This window comes from Nocardia aegles (genome assembly GCF_052545135.1).
The window spans coordinates 542,092-567,132 of record NZ_JBQWRI010000001.1 but is presented as its reverse complement, the minus strand read 5'-3'; the positions used below and the strand labels follow the sequence as shown (position 1 = coordinate 567,132).

Annotated in this window: 28 protein-coding genes; 8 read left to right on the top strand and 20 right to left on the bottom strand. The window is 69.2% G+C overall.

Translation table 11 applies throughout. The features are described 5' to 3' along the window. Positions 1-20: 20 nt before the first annotated feature. Positions 21-761 carry an Rv2732c family membrane protein gene (locus ACT89H_RS02770; protein WP_445106863.1) on the bottom strand — a complete coding sequence of 247 codons (741 nt, stop codon included), beginning with the start codon at positions 759-761 and terminating at the stop codon, positions 21-23. Next, a complete protein-coding gene (miaB, locus tag ACT89H_RS02765; RefSeq protein ID WP_445106862.1) occupies positions 749-2,302 on the bottom strand; it encodes a tRNA (N6-isopentenyl adenosine(37)-C2)-methylthiotransferase MiaB in 1,554 nt (517 codons plus the stop codon). Before miaB ends, ACT89H_RS02770 begins: the two co-directional genes overlap by 13 nt. Before the next feature lie 259 nt (positions 2,303-2,561). Here miaB and ACT89H_RS02760 point away from each other — a divergent pair, with 259 nt between their 5' ends. The 5 genes from ACT89H_RS02760 to ACT89H_RS02740 all read left to right on the top strand — a co-directional run bounded on the left by ACT89H_RS02760 (position 2,562) and on the right by ACT89H_RS02740 (position 7,064). Next, positions 2,562-3,290 (top strand): amino acid ABC transporter ATP-binding protein, encoded by a 729-nt coding sequence (locus tag ACT89H_RS02760; RefSeq protein WP_445107339.1) that lies wholly within the window; start codon positions 2,562-2,564, stop codon positions 3,288-3,290. Between the two features lie 49 nt (positions 3,291-3,339). Beyond that, complete coding sequence (locus ACT89H_RS02755) at positions 3,340-4,176, top strand: glutamate ABC transporter substrate-binding protein (protein ID WP_445106861.1); 837 nt, start codon at positions 3,340-3,342, stop codon at positions 4,174-4,176. 107 nt (positions 4,177-4,283) lie between these two features. After that, positions 4,284-4,964: an amino acid ABC transporter permease gene (locus tag ACT89H_RS02750; RefSeq protein WP_445106860.1), complete on the top strand. Its 681-nt coding sequence runs from the start codon at positions 4,284-4,286 to the stop codon at positions 4,962-4,964. Further along, positions 4,961-5,863 carry an amino acid ABC transporter permease gene (locus ACT89H_RS02745; protein WP_445106859.1) on the top strand — a complete coding sequence of 301 codons (903 nt, stop codon included), beginning with the start codon at positions 4,961-4,963 and terminating at the stop codon, positions 5,861-5,863. The genes ACT89H_RS02750 and ACT89H_RS02745 overlap by 4 nt, the downstream gene beginning before the upstream one ends. Before the next feature lie 748 nt (positions 5,864-6,611). Next, positions 6,612-7,064, top strand: a complete 453-nt coding sequence (locus ACT89H_RS02740) for a GlcG/HbpS family heme-binding protein (protein ID WP_445106858.1) — start codon at positions 6,612-6,614, stop codon at positions 7,062-7,064. A gap of 324 nt (positions 7,065-7,388) precedes the next feature. On the opposite strand, the gene recX is transcribed toward ACT89H_RS02740, so the two are convergent. The 3 genes from recX to ACT89H_RS02725 form a co-directional block, all read right to left on the bottom strand. Continuing rightward, positions 7,389-7,949, bottom strand: coding sequence for a recombination regulator RecX (recX, locus tag ACT89H_RS02735; RefSeq protein WP_445106857.1), 561 nt, complete (start codon positions 7,947-7,949; stop codon positions 7,389-7,391). A 292-nt stretch (positions 7,950-8,241) separates the two neighbouring features. Next, positions 8,242-9,285, bottom strand: coding sequence for a recombinase RecA (recA, locus tag ACT89H_RS02730; RefSeq protein WP_039799269.1), 1,044 nt, complete (start codon positions 9,283-9,285; stop codon positions 8,242-8,244). 169 nt (positions 9,286-9,454) lie between these two features. Further along, complete coding sequence (locus ACT89H_RS02725) at positions 9,455-10,444, bottom strand: Lrp/AsnC family transcriptional regulator (RefSeq protein WP_445106856.1); 990 nt, start codon at positions 10,442-10,444, stop codon at positions 9,455-9,457. Between the two features lie 131 nt (positions 10,445-10,575). Here ACT89H_RS02725 and ACT89H_RS02720 point away from each other — a divergent pair, with 131 nt between their 5' ends. Further along, positions 10,576-11,985 (top strand): MFS transporter, encoded by a 1,410-nt coding sequence (locus ACT89H_RS02720; protein ID WP_445106855.1) that lies wholly within the window; start codon positions 10,576-10,578, stop codon positions 11,983-11,985. Between the two features lie 69 nt (positions 11,986-12,054). Here ACT89H_RS02720 and ACT89H_RS02715 read toward each other — a convergent pair whose 3' ends face one another. Genes ACT89H_RS02715 through ACT89H_RS02705 form a run of 3 tightly spaced genes read right to left on the bottom strand, consistent with a single transcriptional unit; the run spans position 12,055 to position 13,901 of the window. Then, positions 12,055-12,504: a nuclear transport factor 2 family protein gene (locus ACT89H_RS02715; protein ID WP_445106854.1), complete on the bottom strand. Its 450-nt coding sequence runs from the start codon at positions 12,502-12,504 to the stop codon at positions 12,055-12,057. A gap of 24 nt (positions 12,505-12,528) precedes the next feature. After that, positions 12,529-13,410: a pyridoxamine 5'-phosphate oxidase family protein gene (locus tag ACT89H_RS02710; protein ID WP_445106853.1), complete on the bottom strand. Its 882-nt coding sequence runs from the start codon at positions 13,408-13,410 to the stop codon at positions 12,529-12,531. Positions 13,411-13,439: 29 nt separating this feature from the next. Further along, positions 13,440-13,901, bottom strand: coding sequence for a VOC family protein (locus ACT89H_RS02705; RefSeq protein WP_445106852.1), 462 nt, complete (start codon positions 13,899-13,901; stop codon positions 13,440-13,442). Between the two features lie 153 nt (positions 13,902-14,054). Between ACT89H_RS02705 and ACT89H_RS02700 the strand changes: the two genes are divergently transcribed. After that, on the top strand, positions 14,055-14,570 hold the full coding sequence (locus ACT89H_RS02700) for a CGNR zinc finger domain-containing protein (protein WP_445107338.1): 516 nt from the start codon (positions 14,055-14,057) through the stop codon (positions 14,568-14,570). Between the two features lie 3 nt (positions 14,571-14,573). Here the strand turns inward: ACT89H_RS02700 and ACT89H_RS02695 are convergent, their stop codons facing one another. From ACT89H_RS02695 to pgsA, 12 genes are all read right to left on the bottom strand, one after another. After that, on the bottom strand, positions 14,574-15,809 hold the full coding sequence (locus ACT89H_RS02695) for an aminoglycoside 3'-phosphotransferase (RefSeq protein ID WP_445106851.1): 1,236 nt from the start codon (positions 15,807-15,809) through the stop codon (positions 14,574-14,576). Next, a complete protein-coding gene (locus ACT89H_RS02690; protein WP_445106850.1) occupies positions 15,806-16,000 on the bottom strand; it encodes a DUF3046 domain-containing protein in 195 nt (64 codons plus the stop codon). The genes ACT89H_RS02695 and ACT89H_RS02690 overlap by 4 nt, the downstream gene beginning before the upstream one ends. 64 nt (positions 16,001-16,064) lie before the next feature. Next, positions 16,065-17,222: a glycosyltransferase gene (locus ACT89H_RS02685; protein ID WP_445106849.1), complete on the bottom strand. Its 1,158-nt coding sequence runs from the start codon at positions 17,220-17,222 to the stop codon at positions 16,065-16,067. A 59-nt stretch (positions 17,223-17,281) separates the two neighbouring features. Then, positions 17,282-17,455 (bottom strand): hypothetical protein, encoded by a 174-nt coding sequence (locus tag ACT89H_RS02680; protein ID WP_039799283.1) that lies wholly within the window; start codon positions 17,453-17,455, stop codon positions 17,282-17,284. A gap of 210 nt (positions 17,456-17,665) precedes the next feature. Next, the gene (locus ACT89H_RS02675; protein ID WP_445106848.1) at positions 17,666-18,289 is read right to left on the bottom strand and encodes a PRC-barrel domain-containing protein; all 624 of its coding nucleotides are present in this window, start codon (positions 18,287-18,289) and stop codon (positions 17,666-17,668) included. Between the two features lie 78 nt (positions 18,290-18,367). After that, on the bottom strand, positions 18,368-18,535 hold the full coding sequence (locus ACT89H_RS02670) for a hypothetical protein (RefSeq protein WP_445106847.1): 168 nt from the start codon (positions 18,533-18,535) through the stop codon (positions 18,368-18,370). A 151-nt stretch (positions 18,536-18,686) separates the two neighbouring features. Next, complete coding sequence (locus ACT89H_RS02665) at positions 18,687-20,231, bottom strand: bifunctional phosphatase PAP2/diacylglycerol kinase family protein (RefSeq protein ID WP_445106846.1); 1,545 nt, start codon at positions 20,229-20,231, stop codon at positions 18,687-18,689. Between the two features lie 294 nt (positions 20,232-20,525). Continuing rightward, positions 20,526-21,404: a phage shock envelope stress response protein PspM gene (pspM, locus tag ACT89H_RS02660; RefSeq protein ID WP_445106845.1), complete on the bottom strand. Its 879-nt coding sequence runs from the start codon at positions 21,402-21,404 to the stop codon at positions 20,526-20,528. A 138-nt stretch (positions 21,405-21,542) separates the two neighbouring features. After that, the gene (locus ACT89H_RS02655) at positions 21,543-22,364 is read right to left on the bottom strand and encodes a PspA/IM30 family protein (protein ID WP_445106844.1); all 822 of its coding nucleotides are present in this window, start codon (positions 22,362-22,364) and stop codon (positions 21,543-21,545) included. A gap of 199 nt (positions 22,365-22,563) precedes the next feature. Beyond that, positions 22,564-23,010, bottom strand: coding sequence for a helix-turn-helix domain-containing protein (locus ACT89H_RS02650; protein ID WP_445106843.1), 447 nt, complete (start codon positions 23,008-23,010; stop codon positions 22,564-22,566). A gap of 112 nt (positions 23,011-23,122) precedes the next feature. Then, on the bottom strand, positions 23,123-23,650 hold the full coding sequence (locus ACT89H_RS02645) for a CinA family protein (RefSeq protein ID WP_445106842.1): 528 nt from the start codon (positions 23,648-23,650) through the stop codon (positions 23,123-23,125). Beyond that, positions 23,647-24,306, bottom strand: a complete 660-nt coding sequence (pgsA, locus tag ACT89H_RS02640) for a CDP-diacylglycerol--glycerol-3-phosphate 3-phosphatidyltransferase (RefSeq protein WP_445106841.1) — start codon at positions 24,304-24,306, stop codon at positions 23,647-23,649. Before pgsA ends, ACT89H_RS02645 begins: the two co-directional genes overlap by 4 nt. 142 nt (positions 24,307-24,448) lie before the next feature. Here pgsA and ACT89H_RS02635 point away from each other — a divergent pair, with 142 nt between their 5' ends. After that, entirely contained in the window at positions 24,449-25,015 is a 567-nt protein-coding gene (locus ACT89H_RS02635; protein ID WP_445106840.1) for an amino-acid N-acetyltransferase, read from the top strand. Positions 25,016-25,041: the final 26 nt, after the last annotated feature.

Sequence of the window (25,041 nt, the reverse complement as noted above, 5' to 3'; positions counted from 1 at the left end):
TGTCGTCGGGATGATCCCGGTCAGGAATCGCCCATGAGGCGACGACGGTCGCGTTCCTCCGCGGCCGCGGCGGCGTTGCGGCGCTGCTCCTCGGCGGCCAGATGCAGTGCGGTGCGGCTCCACACCACCCGGACCCAATGGAAGGTGAGCACGACGGTCACGATCGCGCCGAGGATCAAGCCGATGCCGGGGCCTGCGCCGACGTAGTTGCCGAGCCCGGGCGTCTGGCGGTGCCAGATGGACAGCACGCCGAATACGCCCGCCACGGCGCTGCCCGCGACCGCGATCCACGCCAGCGCCCAGCGGCGGGTCATCAGCGCCAGCATCGAGAACCCGATGCCGAACACCACGACGAACCAGACGAAGATCCGCGAGGGCAGCCCGATGTGCTCGGCCCGCGCGACGTCGGTGTTCAACAGCACGTCGAATCCGCGTGCCCCGCCCGCGTGCGGCAGCACCAACGAGACCAGCAGCAGGAACACCGCCCCGGCCACGACCATCGCGCGGACGCCCGGCTCGATCTCACCGGCGATCTTGCGCTCGACGTCGTCCAGATCGTCGCGGAACTGTTCGAAATCGGCGGTGCTCTCGACCGAGCTCACTGGTTCCTCGTTTCGTTCGTCTGCGTCGGGGCTCGCGGGCTCATGCCCCTGGTCGGCCGCGGACGCGCCGCGCTGGTCGTCGCCGGACGCGGGGACAGCGGCATCGGCGCCCTGGGTGGCGTCGTCGTTGTCGTCCGGGCTCGTGGTCATGCGCCGCATCCGGTCGAGCAGCCCGCGGCCGCGGGTTCCGGGGCGGGTGCGCCGACGCGGGGCAGTCCGAGCCCGACGCCGATCGGCGCGGTCTTCGGGGTGATACCGCGCTCGTGCGCGTCACCGGCGCGGGTGCGGCGGTGGGTCTTGATCACGGCATCGGCCACCAAGTGGTGCGGGGCCGCGGCGGTGATGTCCACGGTGATCAGGTCGCCGGGGCGAATCGGCTCGGCGGTGCCGCCCGGGCGGAAGTGCACCAGCCTGCCGTCGCGGGCGCGACCGCTCATGCGCGCGGTGGCGGCGTTCTTCTTGCCCGCGCCCTCGGCAACCAGCAATTCCACCTCGGTGCCGACCAGCTCTTCGTTGGCGGCCAAGGAGATCTCCTCCTGCAGCGCGATGAGCCGGTCGTAGCGCTCCTGGACTACGGCTTTGGGCAGCTGCTCGGGCATGTCGGCGGCGGGCGTACCCGGCCGCTTGGAGTACTGGAAGGTGAACGCGCTGGTGAAACGCGCCTGCCGGACCACATCGAGGGTCTGCTGGAAATCCTCCTCGGTCTCGCCGGGAAAGCCCACGATGATGTCGGTGGTGATCGCGGCGTGCGGCATCGCGGCTCGCACCTTGTCGATGATCCCGAGATAGCGCGCCTTGCGATAGGAGCGGCGCATCGCCTTGAGCACCCGGTCCGAACCCGATTGCAGCGGCATGTGCAGCTGCGGGCAGATGTTCGGGGTCTCGGCCATGGCCTCGATCACGTCATCGGTGAACTCCGCGGGGTGCGGCGAGGTGAAGCGGACCCGCTCCAAGCCGTCGATGTGCCCGCACGCGCGCAGCAGCTTGGCGAACGCGCCGCGGTCGCGGGGTTCGTCGGGGTCGGCGAACGAGGCGCCGTAGGAGTTCACATTCTGGCCGAGCAGCGTCACCTCGAGCACGCCTTGGTCCACCAGCGCCTGCACCTCGGCGAGCACGTCACCGGGGCGGCGGTCGACCTCCTTGCCGCGCAGCGCGGGCACGATGCAGAAGGTGCAGGTGTTGTTGCAGCCCACCGAAATGGAAACCCAACCCGCGTAAGCGGATTCGCGTTTGGCGGGCAGGGTGGACGGGAACGCCTCCAGCGACTCCAGGATCTCCACCTGAGCGTCCCGGTTGTGCCGCGCCCGCTCCAGCAGCACCGGCAGCGAACCGATGTTGTGGGTGCCGAAGACCACGTCCACCCACGGCGCTTTGCGCACGACGACATCGCGGTCCTTCTGCGCGAGGCAGCCGCCCACCGCGATCTGCATGCCGGGATGGCTCGCCTTGACCGGCGCCAGGTGACCGAGCGTGCCGTAGAGCTTGTTGTCGGCGTTCTCGCGCACCGCGCAGGTGTTGAAGACGACGAGGTCGGCCGTCGCGCCGGGCGCGGCCTTCACGTAACCCGCGTCCTCCAGCAAACCCGACAAGCGTTCGGAATCGTGCACGTTCATCTGGCAACCGAAGGTGCGGACCTCGTAACTGCGTGCTGTGCCCTCGGCGGGCGCGGGAGACAACACTGCCTGTCCGATCGAATCCACCCGTCCAGGGTACGGGGCGGGCTCCAGCGGCTTTCGCGGGCATCGGCGCGGGCGCGGGGTGATCCGCGGGGGACGGCGGAGGAACCGGGAGGTTACGCCCACGTGTCGGATCGGCGCGGCGGGACGGTGTGTCGCGGAAAGTCGGGCAAATTTCCGATTTTTGCCTAAGGTCATGACCATGACCGACGACGACGACGCGCCCGCCACGACCGGGGACGCCTCTGCCGGGGCCGTCAACGCCGCCACCAGCGGACCACCGATGATCTTGATGCGCGCAGTGGACAAATACTTCGGCGACCTGCACGTACTCGAGAACATCAACCTCGAGGTCCCCAAAGGGCAGGTCGTCATCGTGTTGGGCCCGTCGGGGTCGGGTAAGTCGACGCTGTGCCGCACCATCAACCGGCTCGAGCCGATCGATTCCGGTGACATCGCCATCGACGGTGTCCCGCTGCCCGCCGAGGGCCGCGCACTGGCCGCGCTACGCGCCGACGTCGGCATGGTCTTCCAGTCCTTCAATCTCTTCGCGCACAAGACGATCCTCGAGAACGTCATGCTCGCGCCGGTCAAGGTCCGCAAGATCAAGAAGCACGACGCTCGGACCCGGGCCATGGAGCTGCTCGACCGGGTCGGCATCGCCGATCAGGCCGACAAGTACCCGGCACAGTTGTCCGGCGGCCAGCAGCAGCGCGTCGCCATCGCCAGGGCGCTGGCGATGAGCCCGAAGGTGATGCTGTTCGACGAGCCGACCTCCGCGCTGGACCCGGAGATGGTCAACGAGGTACTCGAGGTCATGGTGTCACTGGCCAAGGACGGGATGACGATGCTGGTCGTCACCCATGAGATGGGCTTCGCGCGCCGCGCGGGAAATCGGGTGCTGTTCATGGCCGACGGCCAGATCGTGGAGGACGCGACGCCGGACGCCTTCTTCACCGCCCCGAAATCCGAGCGCGCGAAGGACTTCCTGGGCAAGATCTTGAGCCACTGACCTGCCGGACACAGCGGCCAGCACCCACTGGATAGGGAGAAGGAACTCGATGAGGATCACTCGCGCTCTGCGCATCGGTGTCGGAGCGATCGCCCTGACACTCGCCGCCGCGACCGCCACCGCGTGTGGCGGCGGCAACGACAAATCCGCCCTGGATCACGCCAAGGACGGCAAGCTCACCATCGGCATCAAGTTCGACCAGCCGGGCCTCGGCCTGCGGAACAAGGACGGGTCCTACAGCGGCTTCGATGTCGAAGTGGCCAAGTACATCGCCGGAAAACTGGGTGTGCAGCCGAACGACATCACGTTCAAGGAAGCGCCGTCGCCGCAGCGTGAGACTTTGATCGAGAACGGGCAGGTCGACTACATCGTCGCCACCTACTCGATCACCGACAAGCGCAAGGAGAAGATCGATTTCGCCGGGCCGTACTACGTCGCCGGACAGTCGCTGCTGGTGCGCGCCGACAACACCGATATCAACGGCCCGGACAACCTGAAGGGCAAGAAGGTCTGCTCGGTGAAGGGCTCCACCCCGGCCCAGAACATCGAGAAGAACTACCCCGACACGCAGTTGCAGACCAACGACACCTACTCGCTGTGCCTCGAGGGGCTGCGCGCCGGATCCTGGGACGCGGTGACCACCGACGACATCATCCTGGCCGGTTACGCGGCGCAGAGCAGCGGCGCGTTCAAGGTGGTCGGCAAGCCGTTCACCACGGAGAACTACGGCATCGGGTTGAAGAAGGGCGACAAGGAACTGCGCGACAAGGTCAACGACGCGATCGAGGCGATGATCGCCGACGGTTCCTGGAAGAAGGCGTTCGACTCGACCGTCGGCGCCTCGGGCTACCAGGCCCCGCAGCCGCCCACGGTGAACCGGTACTGAGCGTCCGCACCGTTCGCGCCCGTATGGGTGGCCCGTCCCGGACCGGGCCGGGCCACCCGCCGCACCTTCCCTGACCATCGAGACCCGATCGGAGGAACGCGTCCGCCGTGTTCGACCTGATCTCGAGGTACGACAGCCGAATCCTCGAAGCCTTCTGGGTGACCATCCAGCTGACCGTGCTGTCCGCGGTCGGCGCGCTGATCCTCGGCACCGTCGTGGCGGCGCTGCGGGTGTCTCCCGTGCCGGTCGCCCGCTGGGTCGGCACCGCTTATGTCACCATCTTCCGCAATACTCCGCTCACGCTGATCATCGTGTTCATGTCGCTGGGCCTCTACACGACGATGGGCTGGCGCCTCGCAGGCGAGGGGCCGGACTCGCTGGCACAGAACAATTTCCGCTTCGCGGTCGTCGGCCTGAGCATCTACACCGCATCCTTCGTCTGCGAGTCGTTGCGCGCGGGCATCAACACCGTGCCGATGGGCCAGTCCGAGGCGGGGCGCTCGCTCGGGTTCGGCTTCCTGCAGAACATGCGGCTGGTCGTGCTGCCGCAGGCCTTCCGGTCGGTCATCGCCCCGCTGGGCAGCGTGTTGATCGCGCTGACCAAGAACTCCACCATCGCCTCGGCGATCGGCGTCGCCGAAGCGGCGACCCTGATGGCGGAGATGACCGAGACCGAGGCCGCGGTGCTGGCGATCGGCGCGATCTTCGCGCTCGGCTTCGTGATCCTGACCCTGCCGACCGGCCTGTTCTTCGGCTGGCTGGCCAAGAAATACGAGGTGGCCCGATGAGCGCAGGCGCTTCGGTCCTGTTCGACGCGCCGGGCCCGAAGGCTCGGCTGCGCAACAACGTCTACTCACTGCTGGTCGTGGTCGCCGTGCTCGCGGCGGGCTGGGCCCTCTATCGCGGTTTCGCCGACAAGGGGCAGTTCACCGCCGAGAAATGGAAGCCGTTCCTGGACGCGGAGGTCTGGGCGACCTACCTGCTGCCCGGTCTGCGCGGCACGGTCGTCGCCGCGCTGCTGTCCATCGTGTTCGCGCTGATCATCGGCATGATCTTCGGTGTACTGCGGCTGTCGGACCATCGCATCGTGCGCTGGATCGCGGGAACCGTCGTCGAGGTGGCACGCGCCATCCCCGTGCTGATCCTGATGATCTTTCTGTTCGCGGTGTACTCCGAGTACGACGTGTTCGAGTCCGAGAATCTCGCGCTCGCCGCGGTGGTCACTGCGCTGACCGTCTACAACGGCTCGGTCATCGCGGAGATCGTGCGCGCGGGCATCCGCTCGCTGCCGAAGGGGCAGACCGAGGCGGCCGTCGCGCTGGGCATGCGCAAGAACCAGCTGATGCGGTTGATCCTGCTCCCGCAAGCGATCACGGCCATGCTGCCCGCGCTGGTATCGCAGATGGTGGTCGCACTCAAGGACTCGGCGCTCGGCTACCAGATCACCTATGTCGAAATCGTGCGCTCCGGCCAGCAGCTCGGCGCGGCCGAACAGAACACGATTCCGGCGCTGATCGTCATCGCGATCATCATGATCGCGCTCAACAGCGCGCTGACGCTGGTGGCGACCACGCTGGAGCAGCGGCTGCGGGCACGCAAGCGCGGGAAGGGCGGCGGGGCGGTCGTCGCCGCCGACTCGGTCATCACCGACGCGGCGCCCGGCGTCGACCTCAGCCGGAAACCCTGAGCCGACCGCTGCGGAATCGTTGCCGCGCAAGCGAACTGGTTACCGCGCGGTAATACCGTGCGGCCCGGTGCACGGCGCCGAAGTGTTGCGCTCGAGCTGAGCGCAACACTCGTGCCCCCGGCGGCATCCGGTCAATCTCGTAGGCATACGCCGATCCCCGGCATTCGACCGCTGGGACGGTCATCAGTGCTTCACACCCACGGGAGTTGATCGATGACCAGCCGTACCTCCGACCTTCTCTGCGCCGAGTCCTTCTCCTTTCCTCGTGAACCTCCTTTCCTCGTGAACTACGCCGCCCAGGCACGCGGACCTCGCGCGGATCGCGGTGGTCGGCGCGAGCGATCTTGCCGCCGCCTGCGAACGGCCCGGTCATCATCCGTCCCCTACCGGCCGACCACAGCCCCTGCGGGTGACAGCGTGGGCTTCCACGATCGGCGCCGCGGTACCGCTGCCCGCGACATCGGTACCGGTACCGCAGCAGGATCTGCCGAGGTTGTCCGGAGCGACGGTGGTCTCCCTCGCCTTTTCCGCGCCGGCGGTGACCATTTACGGCCTCGTGGCGTGGTACTGGGGCATGCGGCGAGTGGGGTCGGCGAAACGATAGTCGTCATGTTCGCGGTGCCGGTGTTCGCCGTGTCGGCCGGCACCGAACGCATCACCTGGCTGCAGATCGCCGGTGCGGGTCTCGTGCTCGCGGCGCCGACCTCTAGCCCGCACGATTCGAAAGTCCTCGACACAGGAGTAGGAAATGACGGTGACCACGACCTCGATCACGCTGGAACGCGCGACGCCCGTCGTCAGCGAGGCGCCGGCCGACGGCGCAACGCACGGGTTCGACCCGCTCACGGTGGCGGTTGTCGATCCCGGCGGCCATCTCGTCGCGTTACAACGCCAGGACGGCTCCGGCATACTGCGACCGCGGATCGCGACCGCCAAGGCCTGGGGCGTGCTCGGCCTCGGCGTCTCCGACCGTGAGATCGCCCGCCGCGCGGCGGCCGCGCCGACGTTCTTCACCTCGGTGGCCGCGCTCGCCGAAGGCCGCGTCCTCGACGGGTCCGGCGGTGTCTTCATCCGGGACGCGGCGGGCGGGATCCTCGACGCGGTCGGTTCGACGTGGGCCACGACCTCCTTGGACGACGAACGCGCCGCCGTGGCGGGTATGGCGGCCGCCGGTCTGTTCGCCGACGCGGGAGAGGTGTAGACCGACGATGCCGCACCCGAAACCCGCGCAGCGTTGCACCTCCGCCGCGGCGGTACGAAGGGTACAGACCTCCACCGCCGCGGGCCGAGCCCCGATCGGCTGTCCGAGCAGCGATGATCAGCAATCTGATCGAAAACGCCGTAGCCGCCCGAGGTTTCGCTAGCGCGGCAGCTGCGCCGCGCCGTACCCCGAGCAGGTAGCCGCACGCCGGCCATCCGCATCCCGCACAGCCGACCGGCGTGGAACGCAGTTGTGAGCGGGATGCGGCTTCGCCCGTGGTGGAGCACGGCTCCCCAGCTCCGGGAGCCGCACGGGCCATCGAGTTCAGTCGATGGACTCGTCGAAGTCGCCCTCGATCCCCCGATCGGCCAATTCGGCTTTGACCACCCGATAGGCCGTGGACCGGCCGTAACCACGGCGGGCGAGCATGCCGACGAGGCGACGAATCATCTTGTCCTGGTCCAGATCTGGCGGCAATGAGCGCAATTTGCGGCGAACCAGCTCGGCGGCGCGGGTTTCCTCGTCGCCGGTGGTGATGGCGTCGAGGGCGGCCACGGCGTCCGACTGCGCGACGCCCTTGCGCCGAAGTTCTTGCGCGAGCGCCTGTTTGCCTTTACCGGAGAAGGTGTGCCGGGAATGCACCCACTGCTCGGCGAAAGCCGCATCGTCGACGAGGCCCACCGCACCGAGGCGGTCGAGCGCCCGTTCGCTCACCTCCGGCGAGTACCCCTTGGCGGCCAGACGCCGAGCCAGCTCGGCACGGCTGCGAGCGCGAACGGCGAGCAAGCGGAGACACGCCTCCTTCGCCTGTTCGACCGTGCCGTCTTCGGATCCGGCCGCTCCCAGATCGGCTGATCGTCCTTCGGCGAGACCGGCGTCGGCCATGGGCGAGCCGGTACGCGCCTGCACACCCCGGGGACCACGACGGGACCCAGCCGGGCGCGCCCGCTGCGGATCGGACGCGCCCGGCCGAGTTCCCATAGTGTCCGGGGCAACCGGACCACCTTCGGCCCTCCGGACGAGCTCGATGTCCTGTCCACCGGACCGGACGCCGCCTGGCGAACCGGAGGCGGACAGAAGTTCTTCCAGCCGACGCCGCATCTCCTGCACCGCGTCGGGCCGTGGCCGCCCGGAACCGGCCGGAGCCGTTCCGGACGAGCGGCGGCTGTGCGTCGGCTCAGAAATCGGCGGGCACCTCCGCGGCCGCATCGGCCGTCACGTCGGCGCCGATGCCGAGCTTCTCCTTGATCTTCTTCTCGATCTCGTCGCGGACGTCGACGTTCTCCAGCAGGAACTTGCGGGCGTTCTCCTTGCCCTGGCCGAGCTGATCGCCCTCGTAGGTGTACCAGGAGCCGGACTTTCGGATGAAGCCTTGCTCGACGCCCATGTCGATGAGCGAGCCCTCCTTGGAGATGCCGTGCCCGTAGAGAATGTCGAACTCGGCCTGCTTGAACGGCGGGGAGACCTTGTTCTTCACGACCTTCACGCGGGTGCGGTTGCCCACCGCGTCGCTGCCGTCCTTGAGCGTCTCGATGCGGCGCACGTCCAGGCGCACCGACGCATAGAACTTCAGGGCCTTACCGCCGGTGGTGGTCTCCGGCGATCCGAACATCACGCCGATCTTCTCGCGCAGCTGGTTGATGAAGATCGCGGTGGTACCGGAATTGTTCAGCGCGCTGGTCATCTTGCGCAGCGCCTGGCTCATCAGGCGGGCCTGCAGGCCGACGTGGCTGTCCCCCATCTCGCCTTCGATCTCGGCGCGCGGCACCAGCGCGGCCACCGAGTCGATGACGATGATGTCGATGGCGCCGGAGCGCACCAGCATGTCGGCGATCTCCAGCGCTTGCTCACCCGTGTCGGGCTGGGAGACCAGCAGTGCGTCGGTGTCGACGCCCAGCTTGCGGGCATAGTCCGGATCGAGCGCGTGCTCGGCGTCGATGAACGCCGCCACCCCGCCCGCGGCCTGCGCGTTGGCCACCGCGTGCAGCGCCACGGTGGTCTTACCCGAGGATTCCGGACCGTAGATCTCGACGATGCGGCCGCGTGGCAGGCCGCCGATGCCCAGCGCCACGTCGAGCGCGATCGAGCCGGTGGGGATCACCGAGATGGGCTGGCGCGCCTCCTCGCCGAGACGCATGACGGCGCCCTTGCCGAAGCTCTTCTCCACCTGGGCCAGCGCGAGTTCGAGCGCCTTGTCCCGGTCGTACGCCTGTGGTGCCATGTCCTGATCCCCTTTTCGACGGGTAAGTCTCGTTCTGTGGTTGGCGCCTACAGTAGAGCGCGGCACCGACAAGTTCTGGCGACCAGCCTAGACGAACAGGTGTTCGAGTCAAGCGACGCGCCCGGCGCGCACCGCGCCGCTCCCGCCATCCCCGGCGAACGCCCGGCGATCAGCGCACGAGCGCGATCCGGTCGGTGTCCAGCAGCGTCTGCGCCTGTTTGAGCACGCGCAGCGACGGCGTCACTTCCACGTCGGTGATCCCGTCCAGCGCGCCGAGTCGCTCGGTCACGTACCGGTACAGGTCCGCGGTGTCACGACAGATGATCGAAGCGAACACGTTGGACGGCCCGGTGGTGGCGGCGACGAAGACGATCTCCGAGTGCGTCGCCATCGCGCGCCCCACGGCGTCCAGCTCGGCGGGCCGCACGCGCAGCCACAGCGCACCGCGCACACCGTAGCCCATCCGCTCGATCGCGAAATCGACGTCGAAGTACAGCACGCCCGCCGCGGTCAGCTCGGCCATGCGCCGCGTGACCCGCGGCGCCGTCCACCCGGTGGCGGCCGCGAGCTGGGCGTACGGAGCGCGCCCGTCCCGGCCGAGCAGCGTGAGCATCGCCTCGTCGGCCGGCGAAAGGTCCATCGGCGCGTCCGGTCCCGCATCCGCGGACCGGGACCGAGCGGGGCCGAGCTCGTCGAGCTGAGCGGCGGTGAGCAGGTGCCGATAGCGCGGCCATTCCTCGTCGAGCGGAAAACGGTGGATGACCTCGTGCGCGGTCAGTGCCAGCACTTGCGGGGCACGCGGCAGGATCTGCAACAGCAGTGCGTCGCGCCGCTCGGTCGAGCGCGGCCTGCCCACGCAGGTCACCTCGGAGCCGGTGGACAACAGGGTCACCCAGCTCAGATCCGGGAACCGCGCCAGGGATTCGGCCAGCCGCAGCGCTTTGTCCGGTGTCGATCTCAGGCGCAGCACCCAGCGCGCCTGGCCGAGCGGCACCGCGTTCACCTGTCCGGCCACGTGCAGGATGCCGCGATGGCGCAGCGCCCGGTAACGCCGGGCCACCGTCTGCTCGGAGACCCCGAGAGCGCCACCGAGCCGGGCGAACGGGATCCGGGTGTCGTGCACCAGCGCGTGCACGATCTGTTTGTCCAGCACATCCATTTCAGAGGATTCTCTCGGATTATCGTCGCGCTCAGGAGGAATCTAACGAACATACCGCTGCGGCTAGGGGGATCCATTCGATTGCCGCACGCTTGGCGTCGACATCGTTCGAATATGCCGTGGAGGCTCCCGTGAGGAAATGGCTACCCCTGTTCGCCGCGTGCCTGGGCACGCTGATGCTGCTCATCGACGTCACCATCGTGAACGTCGCCCTACCGGACATCGCCGCCGATCTGGACACCGGATTGTCCGGCCTGCAGTGGGTGGTCGACGGCTACGCCCTGGCGCTGGCGGCGCTGCTGCTGGTGCTCGGCTCGCTCGCCGACCGGGTCGGCGCGAAGCGCGCGTACCTGGCCGGACTGGTCGTCTTCGCGATCGCGTCGCTCGGATGCGGCGTCGCCGAGAGCGCGGCGGACCTGGTCGCGGCGCGGGCACTGCAAGGCGTCGGCGGCGCGGCCATGTTCGCCACCACACTGTCACTGCTGCACGCCACCTACACCGGCCGCGACCGTGGTGTCGCCTTCGGCATCTGGGGCGCGGTGTCCGGTGCGGCGGCGGGCATCGGAGTGGTGCTCGGCGGCGTGCTCACCGAGGCGCTGTCGTGGCGCTGGATCTTCTTCGTCAACCTGCCCATCGCCGTGCTGGCGATCGGGCTCACCGTCACCGTGTTCCCGCCCGCCCAGCGGCGCGTGGGCCGGCCGGTGGATGTGCCGGGCATGCCGGCCTTCGCGACCGCGGCGACCGCGGTCACCTACGGCGTCATCCGGGGCGGCGAGCACGGCTGGACCGACGCGGCCGCCGTGACCGCGTTCGCGCTGGGCGCCGCCGCGACGGCGATCTTCGGCTGGGTCGAAGCGCGCAGTCGCGCACCGATGTTCCCCTTGACGCTGCTGCGCAACCGCGATTTCGGCGCGACACTGCTCGGCGCGTCCGGGCAGACGTTCGCCGCGTTCGCGAGCACTCCCTTGATCTCGCTGTGGCTGCAACAGCAACTGCACATGTCGCCCCTGCACGCGGGTCTGGCGATGCTCCCGATGGCCGCGACCGCGTTCGTGGTGGCGGGCGCCTTCGGCCGGCTGCTGCACCACGTCGCGCCGAAGTGGACCATCGGCGGGGGGTTGGTGGTGGTCGGGCTGGGCAGCTGGCTGCTGATGATCGTCGGCGCCGAGTCCTCCTGGGTCGCGCTGATCCCCGGATTCTTGGTGATCGGCGTCGGGATCGGCGTCAACGCGCCCGCGCTGGTCTCGGTCGGCATGGCGGCGGTCGCCCCCGAGCAGGCCGGCACCGCCGCGGGTGCGGTGAACACTGCCCGGCAGCTGGGCCTCGCGCTCGGCGTGGCGGTGCTCGGTACCGTCTTCCGCGGGGTGGGCGACGCCGAGCAGCCGATGACGCTGCCGCACTTCGTCGCCGGGCTCGACGCGGCGTTCGGCGTCGCGGCGGCGGTGGGCATCGGATTCGGACTGGTGGCGTTCGGGTTGTTCCATCGGCAGCGCGCGGACGCCGGATCGTCCGACGCCGAGCGGCAGGCCGTCGCCGCCTGATCGTTGTCCGGCGCGAAGAAACGGCGGCGTCCGGGCCGGACGCCGCCGTTCCGCGTGGACCCGACGGCCCTAACGCAGAGGCAGCACCGACTCGTCGCCCGGATCGCGCGGCCCGAAGATGCGCCGCTCGGATTCCTCGATCCGGACATCGTTGATGCTGGCCTCGCGCCGGGACATCAGTCCGTCCGGCGCGAATTCCCACTGCTCGTTGCCGTAGCTGCGGTACCACCGGCCGGACTCGTCGTGCCATTCGTACTGGAACCGCACGGCGATGCGGTTTCCGTGGAAGGCCCACAGATCCTTGCGTAGCGCGTAACCGTTCTCGATGGACCACTTCCTGGTGAGGAACTCGACGATGGCGTCGCGGCCGGTGAAGAACTCGTCGCGATTGCGCCACACCGAGTCCTCGGTGTATGCGGCGGCGACCCGTTCCGGATCGCGCGTGTTCCAGGCGTTTTCGGCAGCCCGCACCTTGGCTTGGGCGGATTCCGCGTCGAACGGTGGTAGCGGAGGTCGCATGGGGCAGTTCCTTTTCTCGAAGTTTCAGGGATTCACGGGAGATAGCTCGGCAGGGCCCCATCGCAGCGCTCCCGCCGATCGCTCGACCACCGCTTCGATGGTGAAATCGAGGGAGCACTGCGCACCGGCCGGGAAAGTCTCCGGCGCCCAGACCAATTCGGCGGTGCCGGTGAGCTGCACCGTAGCACCCGTGGACCAGTCCGGGATCAGGATCCCGCAGCGGGGGTTGACCACGAGGTTGCCGAGCGTCATGAACATCGAATTGCCCCGGTAGTCCGGCCAGCGCAGCCGCGTGGGCGAGAGCACCTGCAGGAAGCCGGGATTCCCGCCCCGGTGCGAGGCGTCGGCGTTACCTTCCTCGTCCGCGGTCGCGACGAAGAACGTGTCGGCCGAGGCAATCGCGGCCCGCTGGCCATCATCCAGTTCGGCTCCGTGCCGCACCGTGGGCGCCGCACCGGATGGGTAGCTCTCGATGTCGCGCCGGGAGATGTGCTTGGGACAGTTCGAGTACACCTGATCGGTGACTATGCGCAAGCCGGCGGCATCCGGCGCCGACCTCCCGTTGACTCGCATCCGCCTGCGCCGCTGCGGTTGCAAGGCGATCATGCCGACGCGGGAGGGGTTGGTCAGCGCGTCGTGCAGCGGATCGGCGGCAGCGGGCCGGGTGTCGATCGCAATGGTCCGGTCGTCCACCGCCCGGACGAATCCCGGCTGCCCGACCAGCTCGCTCGCCCACAACCTGCCCCCGGCGTCCGCGGCGGCGAGCACCACCATCCGCTGTTCGGCCAGAAAACCGGCGGCTACCGCGGGGATATCGGGACGGATCGTGCGGCTGATCCGTTCGGCGGTGTCCGCTTGCCCCAGCCTGCGCTGCACGGCGACCTCACCGCGGTGGTACGCCGCCATCGCGATACTTCCTTCGCCACATCGCTGGATCAGAAGAAGCCGCAGGTAGGGGCGGCGCCGCTGGGTGCGGGGGCGGATTCCGCGCCACTGGGCGCATACACCTCCAGCCGGATGCCGTCGGGATCGGTGAAGAAGATCCCACCGGAGGCGGCACCCTCGCCGTGTGCCACCACCCCGTCGTGGGTGAAGGCGACCGAGAGCTCGCGCAGTACCCGCTCCACGGCGCGCACCTCATCGATGCTGTCGACCTGGAACGAAAGATGGTGCAGTCCCGGAGTTTCGGTGGAGAACGCACCGTCGCTCTGCTCCCACAGCGTGACGACCGGCTTGCCGTCGCGACCGAGGAAGGCCCAGCGACGCTGGTGGTCGCTGCTCGCCGCGAGTTGTTCGAAACCGAGAGCCCGCCGGTAGAACTCCACCGAGCGATCCAGATCGGAGACGTTCAGGCCGATGTGCCCGGTGCTGAGCTGGGGAGCGGCTGCCGCGGTCATGAGTTCCTCCTGGGAAGATTCAACCGTCTTATACGGTTTGACTGGTTAGAAGCTATCAACGTCAGAAGACTGGTGTCAACCATCAAAATTGTTTTCAATGGTTAGCAAGGAGGTGGTCCCATGGACGACGACGCGCGCTCGGTACCCTCGGGCATGCCTGATCCACGCCCCCACCTCGGTGAACCCTTGGCGCTCGATCTGCTGAACACGAGATGGATCCAGCACGGACCACAGGATCTGCTCACCGATGTCGCCGGTCTGCGCACCTGGCTGGCGTCGGCGGGACTCACCGATCGCGCGACCGCCGACGAGGCCACCTTGAACGCGGTGCTGGCCGCCCGGACCGCCATCTACGACGTGGTGGTGCACGCCTCCCCCGCCGGACTCAACGACGTGCTGGAACACGGCCGCGTCCGCCGGGCGCTCACCGCCTCCGGTCCGGCCGACCTGGTGGACGTCCCGGAGCAAGCCTGGCTGCCCGGATGGCTGGCTGCCGACAATCTGCTGGAGCTGCTGCGCACCGCACCCGATCGGATCCGCCAATGCGCGCATCCGGAGTGTGTGCTGTTCTTCTACGACACCTCGAAGAACGGCACCCGCCGCTGGCACTCCATGGCCATCTGCGGCAATCGCAGCAAAGCGGCGCGGCACTACGCGCGAAAAGCTTGAGGCTCAGAACAATTCGTCGAGCAGCCGGTAATACGTCAAGCGGCTCTCGTCCGGCTCGGCCAGCCCGTAGGCCGCGAAGAACGCCGTCACCTCCGCTTCGCCGAAATCCGCGCGCACATCGCGGACGGCAAGCGCCAGATCACGGTAGCGGTCGGCCACACCGAGGCCGCCGACATCGAGGAGGACCCCGTTGGCCAGCACGTTCGGTGGAGTGAAATCACCGTGCGCGACCACCAGGTCCTCTCCATCCGGCCGCTGCGCCAGCAGCCGCGCGAGAATCTCCGCCGGGGTGGATCCGGCGTTGTCGTCGTCGAAATCGTCCGCGTCCACGAGACCTTCGACCACGTTGCGGCGCGCCCGTGCCAGCACGACGTCCAAGCGTTCGTCGAACGGGCACTCGGCGACCGGGATGCTGTGCAACCGCCGTAGCAGCGCTCCCAGCACCGTGCCGATCGACGCCCCTCCGGCGTCCGGGTGCGCGGACAAGCTGGGCGCGCCGGCGTCCGCGAGTACCAGCACGTCGTCCTCGAACGCCGCCACCTCCGGGACGGCGATCCCGTGGTCGCGCAGCCAGGTGAGCCGCTGGTACTCGGCGACCGCCTTCGGCCCGCGTTCGAGCCAGTAGGCGCCATCGACGCGCACCATCCCGGCGCTCATGCCCTCGTGCTCATGCGACCAGTTCGGCGCCTCGCCCAGCAGCGCCGAGACGGTTGGTGGCAACGGAATCGGCAGCTCGCCCAGTGTGTCCAGCGCGGCGCGGGTTGCTTCGATCTCCTCGGGATCGCCCTCGGCGAGGCGCAGCCGCATCGCCTCGGCCAGCAGTTCGTGCGCCTCGGACAGGTGGTTTCGCTCGGCGAGTGCCTTGCCCAGGTGCTGCACGGCGAACGAGAGGACCTCCGGCGCGGCCGCCCGCGCGTGTTCCACCGCGCGGCGGTACAACGTCTCCGCGGTGCCCGCGTCGCCGCGGTAGCGGTAGACGTCGCCCACATTGATCCACACGGTGATCCGGCGTCGCTCCGTGTCCACCAGTTCCAGCGCGTGATCGAGGTGGTCGAGCGCCTCGTCGTAGCGACCGAGCAGCATGAGCTCGATCCCGGTCTGCCGATAGCTCGCGAAGTCGTCGGGGCGCGCCTGCGCCACCCGGACGGCCAGACGCTCGGTATCGTGCGGGATCATCCGCTGCCGCTCGTCGAACCGGTACCGCGGCTCGTCCCGCTCCACCTGCCCGGGCGCGCTCACCAGCGCGTCCTGGGCACGTCGAATTCGGCGCACAGGGCGCGCCAGACGTCGCGGGGATCGGTCCCGGCCTCGATGGCGGCGGCGCCGGTGCGCCCGCCCAACGCGGGGATCACATGGTCGGCCAGCAGGGCGTCGCCGCGCGCCACACCGAACTCGGTGTGCAACAGTTCCTGGAATTCGGTAAACCGCACCGTCCCGAACTTACTCGCGTCTCGCGCGTTCGCTGGTCAGGGGCACACCCGGCACTCGCTTCGATCAGCGGCGGACGGCGTGGCGGACCTGGTGGCACAGGGCGACGGGGTCCGGGAAGCCGGGCGTGGCGGCGGCCTCCCGTGCCGCTCGGGTGTAGCTCGGGTCGGCGAGGATCGCACCGACCGCGGTACGCACGGCCTCGGGTGTCAGCGGCCGGACGACGATCGAACTGCCTTGCCGGGCCGCGCGATTGGCCAGCTCCCACTGGTCGCCGCCGCCGGGAACGGTGACGATGGGGACGCCCGCGGACAGCGTCTTGGCGAGCAGGCCGTGACCGCCGCCGCCGACTACGACGGACGCATGGGTCAGCAGTTCGTCTTGCCGACCCAGCCCGGCCGTGGCCCACGAGGGAAGGTCGGCCGGCGGCGTGTCCAGCATCGACATCGCCACGCGCACACCGGTTCCGTCCAGTGCCGCCAGGACGGTTTCGGCCATGCCCGCCACACCGGTGTGCGCGGTCGAGGGAGCGACCATGACCAGCGGTGCGTCCCCGGGTGGAAGGTCCAGGATCGCGTCGGTCGGCTCCCACAGCAGCGGGCCGATCACGTGGGCCGATTCCGGCCAGTCGGGGCGCGGTACCTCGAGCGCGGGCAGGGTGGCGATCAGGCGCGCGGCGGGGCCGGGATCGACAGCAGGGAGGCCGACGCTCGCGCGCGCCCGCTCGCGCTGGCGACGCCCGTTCCGCAGGGCTCGTGCCGTCATCGCGCGCAACACGCCGTCGCGCACCCGCCCGGGCAGACCCGAACCGGGCGCGAGCCCGCTCCCGATGGGCGGCAGCCCCTTGGACGGCAGGTACAGCGGATGCGGGGACAGTTCCACCCACGGGACGCCGAGCCGTTCGGCGGCCATGCCGCCGCCCGCGGTCAGCACGTCGGAGATCACCAGTTCGGGCAGCATGGCGCTCAATTCGGGCAGCATCTCGGTGGAGATGTGCGCCGCCCGTTCGTGAATGCGCTGCCCCGCGTCGGCGTCGTCGTCCACCGGTCGCGGCGCCAGGCCCTTGAGTCTGCGCACCCCGATTCCGGCGGCGAGCGCGGCGTCCAACCAGCGCGGACCGGTGAACAAGACCGGCTCGTCACCGGCCGCCAGGAACCTCGAGCACAACGCGATAGCGGGAAACGCGTGACCGGGATCGGGCCCCGCGACGACGGCTACTCGCATCCGCCCAGCCTGCCACACCCCAGTGCGGCCCGATCACACCCGCATCGGCGGGTCCGCCGCTACAGCTTGCTCACCGTCGAGTTGTCCGAGCCCGAGACCGCCTTGTACAGCAGGTACAGCCCGAACACGATGGCGCTGATCACCAGGATCGGGAACAAACCTTTGATCAGCGCGCCGATGACGGCCAGCGCGATCCAGACGACCGCGACGATGCCGATGATCTTCCACAACATTTCGATGCCTCCAAGACGTCGGTTTCCGCTTCGAGCATGACACTTGGAGCACCGTGAATCACCAGGTGAGAAGGGATTTCGGGGTGGAAATCAGGGTTGTCCCTGACCTTTGTCGCGCGGCGATCGGGATTTCGCCGCGTGACCCTGCCCACCACACGCCGATGGTGTGCGCGTGAGTGGACGCGCACACCATCGTCGAAGACGAACCGATCAGCCTCGGGGCTCGGCGTCCGGCAACTCTTCGCCCAGCGGATCGTCGTGCGACATGCCGTGCGATTCCCGCATACCGAGATCGGCCGTGTCGACCGCGTAGGGATCGACCATCGGCTCCCGCCCCCCGCGCGACCGATCGCCGATCGGCGGCATCCGCAAGGTCTCCTCGTCGCGACCCGGATGGTTTCGCATGCGCGTGGCGACGTCTCCCGGTTCCCCGCTCCGCTGCTCCGGCGGGCGGGTCATCGCGGGACGGGCGCGCGGCGGCTGCGGCACCGGCTGTCTGCCGTAGACGTCCCAGGCGGATTGATCCGGATCGATCTGGTAGTGGTCGAACAGTTCCTGCTCGGCCTGCGGGCTGATCTGCCCGTTGTGGTCCAGCTGCGGCGAGGCCTTGACCGCATCTTTGCCGACTCGCACCTGCAACACGGCCGCGTCGGGGCGGTGCTCGGCGCCGGCCAGCGGAACCAGCGCGTCGGCGCTGAACAGACCGGTGGATACCGCGATCCAGGTGGGTGATCCGGAATTGTTGTCGACGTAGACCCGTTTGACCTTGCCGATCTTCTCGCCTTCGGGGCCGTACACCGAGTTGCCGATGAGCGTTTCCAGCATTTCAGTCATGGGTTCCTCCGCAGTTCGTCCGTGCGATGCGCAGCCCGACAGAACGCGGCTGTCCACCGCGCGTGCTGGGAAAAGAGTTCAATCGCCTGTGGGTAGATCGGTGACGTCGGATGCTGCGGCAACGCGCTGCGTTCTGCGCGCCAGCCGCACCGGGTCCTCGGCGCTGTCACACGTCAGGTACCGGCTGACGTCCAGCCGCTGCGTGTCCTGGTCGAGCAGCGATCGACGGTAGGAAACATCGAGCATGACGTGCTCCTGCCAGTAGTGCATGTGCCCGACCCCAGACGGAGCCGGAAATGATCAGCTACAGGGTGGCAACTACCCGTGCGTTTCCCGACCAAACAAGAATCAGTGACTAATTCGACGACACGCCGCAACTCGAGCAGGAAACAGCTATCTAATAGCTATTACCCTGCTCTTCGCCGCGGGCGGGCCGCTGCGGGCTCGGGTGCCCGCTCTTGATCAGCATCAGCGCCGACGGCCCGCTGGTGAACCGGAAGTCCGTGCCGCGAAGGTCGACCTCGCCGTCGGTGGCCAGCGACACCGGCTCGCCGGCGACCCGCACGTCCACGCGGGAAACCCGGCGATGCCGATAGGTGGGCGAGTACTCCAGCGTTCCGGTGAACGTCGCGAAGACCAGCCTCAGCCGCGAGAACGGAACGTCGGCGCGTAGATAACGGACATCGAGGGCGCCGCCACGCAACTGCGGACGCGACATCGGGATCTGGTCGGCCGGGTGATAGCTGCCGTTGCCGACGAACAGCATCCACAGCGCCGTGCGAGTGCCATCGACGGTGACGTGCAACGGCTGGGCACGCGACAGCACGCGCACCATCGCGATTCCCGCCGCGGGCCATTTGCCGATCCGGCGTTCCCAGCGGTCGCGGACGCGCACGAAATCGGGATAACCCCCGAGACTGGCGGTGTTGACGAAGGTCCGCCGCCCGGCGTCGTCGAAGCAGACCGCCGCCACATCGACGCGCACGGCTTCGCCCGCTTCCAGCCCGGCGACGGTCACCTCGGCCTCTTGCACTCCGGCGTCCCTAGCGAAGTGGTTCAACGTGCCGCCGGCGAAGACCGCCAGCGGCAACCGGTGACCGACCGCGTACTCCGCGACGGCGGACACTGTTCCATCCCCGCCGACGACACCGAGAGCGCGGATGTCGTGGCGTCGCAGCAGTTCGTCGACCCGCTCCTGGAGATCGTCACCGCCGCCGAGTTCGAGCATTTCGGCGGCGGGCAGTCGCTCACGCAGGTCGGCGAGCGCGCCGTCGCCGTCGCCCGAGCCCGCGTGCGGATTGCCGATCAGCAGCAACCCGGCGCCCTTCGGCAGCGGGTCGAGGTGTTCGACCGGGCCGAGGGCGGCGGGTTCGTCGTCGCGCACCGCCCACCACCGCCGAGTGATCAGCGCGACCGCGCCACCGAACAGCGCGCCCGCGACGACATCGGATGGCCAGTGCACACCGATGTGCACACGCGAATACCCCACCGCGGCGGCGGCCGGGGCGACCACGACGGCCGCCGCGGGCGATTCCAGCGCCAAGCCGGTCGCGAACGCCGCGGCGGAAGCCGCGTGCCCGGAAGGGAACGACGACGAGACCGGCGGCGCGACCAGCCTGCGCACGAACGGAACAGACTCGTCCGGCGGACGGCGGCGCGGGAACAGCGGCTTGGCCACGCCGTTGGCCACGCCGCTGGCGATGCTCAGCGCCAGCAATCCCCGCACCGCACCGCGCCGGGTCGCGCGATCACCGGCGACGAACAGGACCGACCCGAGCGCGATCCACAAGCGATTTTTGTCGGCAGCGGTGCTCACAGCCTTCAGTGCCCGGTCCGCCGGGGTCGCCCGCGCACGCGCACTGCGGTCGACCAGCCAGCGATCCAGGCTGCTCGTCATTCCGATCACCCCGCCGTCGCGTTCGCGAGTCGAGAGAAACCGCATCGCCGCAGCCTACCGACCGCCCGAGCACCGCGCCCGCGCGACCGCTCGGTGGCGGACCACGCGCTCCGGCGTCCACCGGATCGATCGGCGGGGTCGCCACCGATGCAATTTCACAACTCGCGGCCGTGGCCCGGCGGCACGGTTCGGCGATCGCGGGAATCCCGGATCGGCCGTCCGCCCAGCATTGTGGGAGGGCTCGACCTCAGGCCGAGAGCCGCGAACTCGTTGCCGCGACGTTTCGCGCCGGGCCGAGGAGTTTCGCCGCCGGGACCCAGCCGAACCGACCGACCCGGATCAGCTCGGTGGCCGCGGCGACGCGGGCACCGATTTGTCGGCCACCTCGATCAGCGCCTGCGCCCACCCGTCCAGCCGGTCGGAGGCGTGCCGCAGATCCGCCACGATGGTGTCGAAGTTGTGCCGCACCACGGTATGCTCCGGCGCCGCGAGAATCCGGCCCGCTGCGGCCACCACCTGCTCGTACTCCGCGACGCCCGCATCGAGCCTGGCCAGGATGCGCCGCAGGTTTTCGGTGAGTGCCACCGCCGCAGGCGAATTCGCGCTTCCGATGGCGCCGAGCCCTTGTTCCATCGCCGTGATGTCGGCGGCCAGAGCATGAAGCGCCGCCGCCCCCGATGCGGCCGTTTCGAGCAGGTCGGCCAGTTCGTCCGTGGGCAGCCGATGGGAACGCGCGATCTGAACACCCATACCGTGCAACGCCTTCTCCGCCCGGACCAGACGCGCGATCGGCGGCCGGGCGTTCGACCATAACGGTGGCTGCTTGCGCGGGAGGAACGCCGACTGCGGCAGCGGCGCTCCCCGCAGCCGCAGATAACGGCGCGTGCTCAGCGCCGCGCCGGTCACCAGTGCTACCGCTCCGCCGCCGACCATGACCACGGCCCACACCGGGGCCGAAAGGGCAATGAGGCCAACAGTTCCCACGGTGGTGAGGCCGGACACCGTGCCCAGCTGGAAGCTGCGGCGGCGAGCCCTGCGGCGGCGGCGCAGCTCCCGCTCTCGTGGATCGGCCCAGCGCCGCACGGCGACGAGCGCGTTCTCCCCGACTTCACGCAGACTGTCCGGCAGGCTGCCCGGTTGCGGCGCGAGCGCGGCTTGTGCCCGGATCATCGCCGTTCCGGGCGGACGCCGCCGCTCGCGAAATGCACTGCCGCTCATACCTTCTCTCCCACCGGTCGCACTCATCGGACAGACCGGGACCCGACTCGGCCGACGGCCGGCCGGTCGGGTCCCCACGCCTTGTCCTCCAGTGAACCAGCCCTCACCGACACATGTTCGCCGAACACTCGCTCGCCGCTACTGCTGCGCGGCCTGCCCCTTGTTCATCTGCGGCTGTGCCGAACCGGCCTGTGCCTGGTTGATGGCGGGCTGGGCGCCACCGGCGGGCAGCTGCTCTCCGCGCATGGACGCGCGGATCTGCTCCAGTTTGCTGTGCCCGGCCATCTGGATGCTGGCCTGCTGCACTTCGAGCATGCGGCCCTGCACCGAATTCTGCGCGAGTTCCGCGGCGCCCAGTGCGTTGGCATAGCGGCGCTCGATCTTCTCGCGCACCGCGTCCAGACTCGGCGTGCTGCCCGGCGCCGAGAGCGTCGAATCCATCTGCTGCAGCGAGGCGGAGACCTGCTCCTGCATCTTGGCCTGCTCCAGCTGGCTCAGCAGCTTGGTGCGCTCGGCGACCTTCTGCTGCAACAGCATCGCGTTCTGCTCCACGGCCTTCTTGGCCTGGGCGGCCGCCTGCAGCGACTGGTCGTGCAGGACCTTCAGGTCCTCGACGGACTGCTCGGCGGTGACCAGTTGCGCGGCGAACGCCTCGGCGGCGTTGGTGAACTGGATCGCCTTCTCGGTGTCGCCCGCCGCGGCGGCCTCATCGGCCAGCCGGACGGCCTGGCGTGCGTTGGCGTTGAGCTTCTCGACTTCGTCCAGCTGCCGGTTCAGCTTCATCTCCAGCTGACGCTGATTGCCGATCACCGACGCGGCCTGCTGCGAAAGGGCCTGGTGCTGCCGCTGGGCTTCCTCGATAGCCTGCTGAATCTGGACCTTCGGATCCGCGTGCTCCTCGATCTTCGCATCGAAGAGGGCCATCAGGTATTTCCAGGCCTTGACGAACGGATTAGCCATCGATTGATCCCGCCTCCATCTGACATGCCGCGCTCGGGCGCGACTCCAGTGCGCGACCGTCACGCACTCGATATGTGCCTATCCTCCACCATCTGGCACCCGGGCCGGGCGAACCCGGCCCAACCGACGCCTACGGAGAATCTATCCGCTTTCCGCCCCCGCCCGCAGCGTTGCCGCTGTGGCTGCGCCCGGTCGCCCGTCACGCACCCTTCACCAGGACCAACATGTCCGATCGCGGCGCCGGGATGACGATCCGGGTGTCCTCCGCCAGCGGCAGCGGCCGCGCGGCCGCATCGGCCACCGACATGGTGGCCGTCGCGGGCTCGGCCTGCGCGGCGGGCTCGGCCTCCGTCCGCTCCGGTTCGGCCGCGGACGTGGCGGCCGCGTCCGCGGGCGCGTCGGCTGCCGGTCCGTCGACTCCTGCCATGATCGTGCTCACGTCCCACAGCACCCGCGACAGCGGCACGTCCAGCGCTTCGCAGATGGCGGCCAGCAATTCGCTGGAGGCCTCCTTGCGGCCCCGCTCGACCTCGGAGAGATAGCCGAGGCTCACCCGCGCCGACGTCGACACCTCGCGCAAGGTCCGGTTCTGGGCGAGACGCGCACGCCGCAGACTGTCCCCGATCGCCTCTCGCAGCAGCGTCATCTCGTTCTCCTTCGCTCCCGGTCGCCGGGCCGACGCGATTCTCGGCCCCACGCATGCCGTTCTTTCTGGCACAACGTCGGAACCGGGGCGGATGGTTCCCGCCGGGGTACCCTCAGCCGCTGCGCCCGACGCGGTCGAGCGAGTCCGTACCCGTCTCCCGCACACACCGCAGCAATTCCGCCACCGCCGTGCGCGTCGCACCGATTCTGATCGTCCACCGGTCGCCCGGGAGTTTCAACCGCATCACCTCGGTGTGCCCCGGACCGGCCAGTCCGAGGAAGACCGTGCCGACCGGGTGCCCGTCCTGCGAATCGGGGCCCGCCACTCCCGTCAGGCTCACACCCCAATCCGCGCCGCAGCGGGTGCGAGCGCCGACGGCCAGCTGTTCGGCAGTGCTCGCCGCCACCGGGCCTTCGGCCGCGAGGACCTCCGCGTCGACGTCCGCGAGACTGTGCTTGAGGTCGGTGGCGTACACCACCAGGCCGCCGCGCAGCACAGCACTGGCGCCCGGCACCCCGGCGATGGTCGCGGCGAGCAGCCCCGCGGTCAACGATTCCGCGGTGGCTACCGTTTGCCGCACGGCCACTAGCGCACGGACGAGATCGAGGGCGGGCACCTCGGCGACCAGCGGATCGCTCATACGCCGCGGTTGCGCCCCGGGCCGCCCGCGAACCACACCCGGGCCGCCTGGCCGACGTAGTCGAGCCCGGTGGCCACGGTCAGCGCGACCGCCAGGTACATCAGCAGCATGCCGAGCCCGGCGACCCAGCCCGACAGTGGCAGCAGCAACATGGCGATGGCCAGTGATTGGACCAGCGTCTTCAGCTTGCCGCCCCGCCCGGCGGGAATCACTCCGCGCCGCACGACGATCAAACGCAGCAGTGTGACGCCGATCTCCCGGCCACAGATCACCAAGGTGATCCACCAGGCCAGATCACCGAGCACGGACAGGCCGATCACGGCGGAACCGATCAGCGCTTTGTCCGCGATCGGATCGGCCAGTTTGCCGAAATCGGTCACCAACCCGTATTTGCGAGCCAGTTGCCCGTCGAACCGGTCAGTGATGGCGGCGAGGCCGAACAGCGCCGCGGCGGCGATCCGCCAGCCCGTCTGGTGACCATCGCCGGCGAACAGCGCGAGGACGAACAGCGGCACGATCAGGATGCGCAGGATGGTGAGCACGTTCGCGATGTTCAGCAGCGGCGGCCCGCTCTCGGCCTGCGCGGGCGCGAAGCCGGGACGGATCGGTGCGGGCGCGCTCCAGGGGCGGTCCGCCTCGTCGGGTTGCACGCTCATGCCTTCGCCTCACCGGCGATCGGCTCGCTCACGACCGCCTCGTCGAGCCGCCGCACCGCACGGCGCGATGCGGTGAGCTGAACGAGTGGATCTGCGGCACACGTTCAGAGTATCGGTAGCCGGGCCGACTACTGTGCACCCCATGACCTCTCGGGGACCACTAGGTGGTTCGACAAGCGACGCGTATCCGGGCGCGGCTTCGGCCGCGCAGAGCTCCCTCCCGGTCGTCCGACGCGCACGAACCTCCGACGTGCCCGAGATCAAGCGCCTCATCGACGTCTACGCGGGCCGGATCCTGCTGGAGAAGAACCTGGTCACCCTCTACGAGGCGGTGCAGGAGTTCTGGGTCGCCGAACTCGACGGCCGCGTGGTCGGCTGCGGCGCGCTGCACGTGCTGTGGGCCGACCTCGGGGAGGTGCGCACGGTCGCGGTGCACCCCGACGTCAAGGGCACCGGTGTGGGCAAACTCATCGTCCAGCGGCTGGTCGCGGTGGCCCGCGAGCTCGAGTTGGAACGGCTGTTCGTGCTGACCTTCGAGGTGGAGTTCTTCGGCAGGCACGGCTTCGTCGAGATCGACGGCACCCCGGTCACCGCCGAGGTGTACGCCGAGATGTGCCGCTCCTACGACACCGGTGTGGCCGAGTTCCTCGATCTGAGCTATGTGAAGCCGAACACCCTCGGCAATACTCGGATGCTGCTGACGCTCTGAGTCCGTCCCCACAGGAAGCGATACCC

Excerpts from the sequence above, each read along its gene's own strand:
- ACT89H_RS02710 (WP_445106853.1), bottom strand. The coding sequence starts at position 13,410 with ATGGCGGCGTACCACCGCGGTGAGGTCGCCGTGCAGCGCAGGCTGGGG.
- ACT89H_RS02645 (WP_445106842.1), bottom strand. The coding sequence starts at position 23,650 with ATGAGCGATCCGCTGGTCGCCGAGGTGCCCGCCCTCGATCTCGTCCGT.
- ACT89H_RS02635 (WP_445106840.1), top strand. The coding sequence starts at position 24,449 with ATGACCTCTCGGGGACCACTAGGTGGTTCGACAAGCGACGCGTATCCG.
- ACT89H_RS02705 (WP_445106852.1), bottom strand. The coding sequence starts at position 13,901 with ATGACCGCGGCAGCCGCTCCCCAGCTCAGCACCGGGCACATCGGCCTG.
- ACT89H_RS02680 (WP_039799283.1), bottom strand. The coding sequence starts at position 17,455 with ATGTTGTGGAAGATCATCGGCATCGTCGCGGTCGTCTGGATCGCGCTG.
- ACT89H_RS02755 (WP_445106861.1), top strand. The coding sequence starts at position 3,340 with ATGAGGATCACTCGCGCTCTGCGCATCGGTGTCGGAGCGATCGCCCTG.
- ACT89H_RS02665 (WP_445106846.1), bottom strand. The coding sequence starts at position 20,231 with ATGCGGTTTCTCTCGACTCGCGAACGCGACGGCGGGGTGATCGGAATG.
- ACT89H_RS02650 (WP_445106843.1), bottom strand. The coding sequence starts at position 23,010 with ATGACGCTGCTGCGAGAGGCGATCGGGGACAGTCTGCGGCGTGCGCGT.
- ACT89H_RS02670 (WP_445106847.1), bottom strand. The coding sequence starts at position 18,535 with ATGCTCGATGTTTCCTACCGTCGATCGCTGCTCGACCAGGACACGCAG.
- pgsA (WP_445106841.1), bottom strand. The coding sequence starts at position 24,306 with ATGAGCGTGCAACCCGACGAGGCGGACCGCCCCTGGAGCGCGCCCGCA.
- recA (WP_039799269.1), bottom strand. The coding sequence starts at position 9,285 with ATGGCACCACAGGCGTACGACCGGGACAAGGCGCTCGAACTCGCGCTG.
- ACT89H_RS02700 (WP_445107338.1), top strand. The coding sequence starts at position 14,055 with ATGCCTGATCCACGCCCCCACCTCGGTGAACCCTTGGCGCTCGATCTG.
- ACT89H_RS02715 (WP_445106854.1), bottom strand. The coding sequence starts at position 12,504 with ATGCGACCTCCGCTACCACCGTTCGACGCGGAATCCGCCCAAGCCAAG.
- ACT89H_RS02760 (WP_445107339.1), top strand. The coding sequence starts at position 2,562 with ATGATCTTGATGCGCGCAGTGGACAAATACTTCGGCGACCTGCACGTA.
- ACT89H_RS02725 (WP_445106856.1), bottom strand. The coding sequence starts at position 10,444 with ATGGATGTGCTGGACAAACAGATCGTGCACGCGCTGGTGCACGACACC.
- ACT89H_RS02675 (WP_445106848.1), bottom strand. The coding sequence starts at position 18,289 with ATGACTGAAATGCTGGAAACGCTCATCGGCAACTCGGTGTACGGCCCC.
- recX (WP_445106857.1), bottom strand. The coding sequence starts at position 7,949 with ATGGCCGACGCCGGTCTCGCCGAAGGACGATCAGCCGATCTGGGAGCG.
- ACT89H_RS02655 (WP_445106844.1), bottom strand. The coding sequence starts at position 22,364 with ATGGCTAATCCGTTCGTCAAGGCCTGGAAATACCTGATGGCCCTCTTC.
- ACT89H_RS02740 (WP_445106858.1), top strand. The coding sequence starts at position 6,612 with ATGACGGTGACCACGACCTCGATCACGCTGGAACGCGCGACGCCCGTC.
- ACT89H_RS02770 (WP_445106863.1), bottom strand. The coding sequence starts at position 761 with ATGCGGCGCATGACCACGAGCCCGGACGACAACGACGACGCCACCCAG.
- ACT89H_RS02685 (WP_445106849.1), bottom strand. The coding sequence starts at position 17,222 with ATGCGAGTAGCCGTCGTCGCGGGGCCCGATCCCGGTCACGCGTTTCCC.
- pspM (WP_445106845.1), bottom strand. The coding sequence starts at position 21,404 with ATGAGCGGCAGTGCATTTCGCGAGCGGCGGCGTCCGCCCGGAACGGCG.
- ACT89H_RS02745 (WP_445106859.1), top strand. The coding sequence starts at position 4,961 with ATGAGCGCAGGCGCTTCGGTCCTGTTCGACGCGCCGGGCCCGAAGGCT.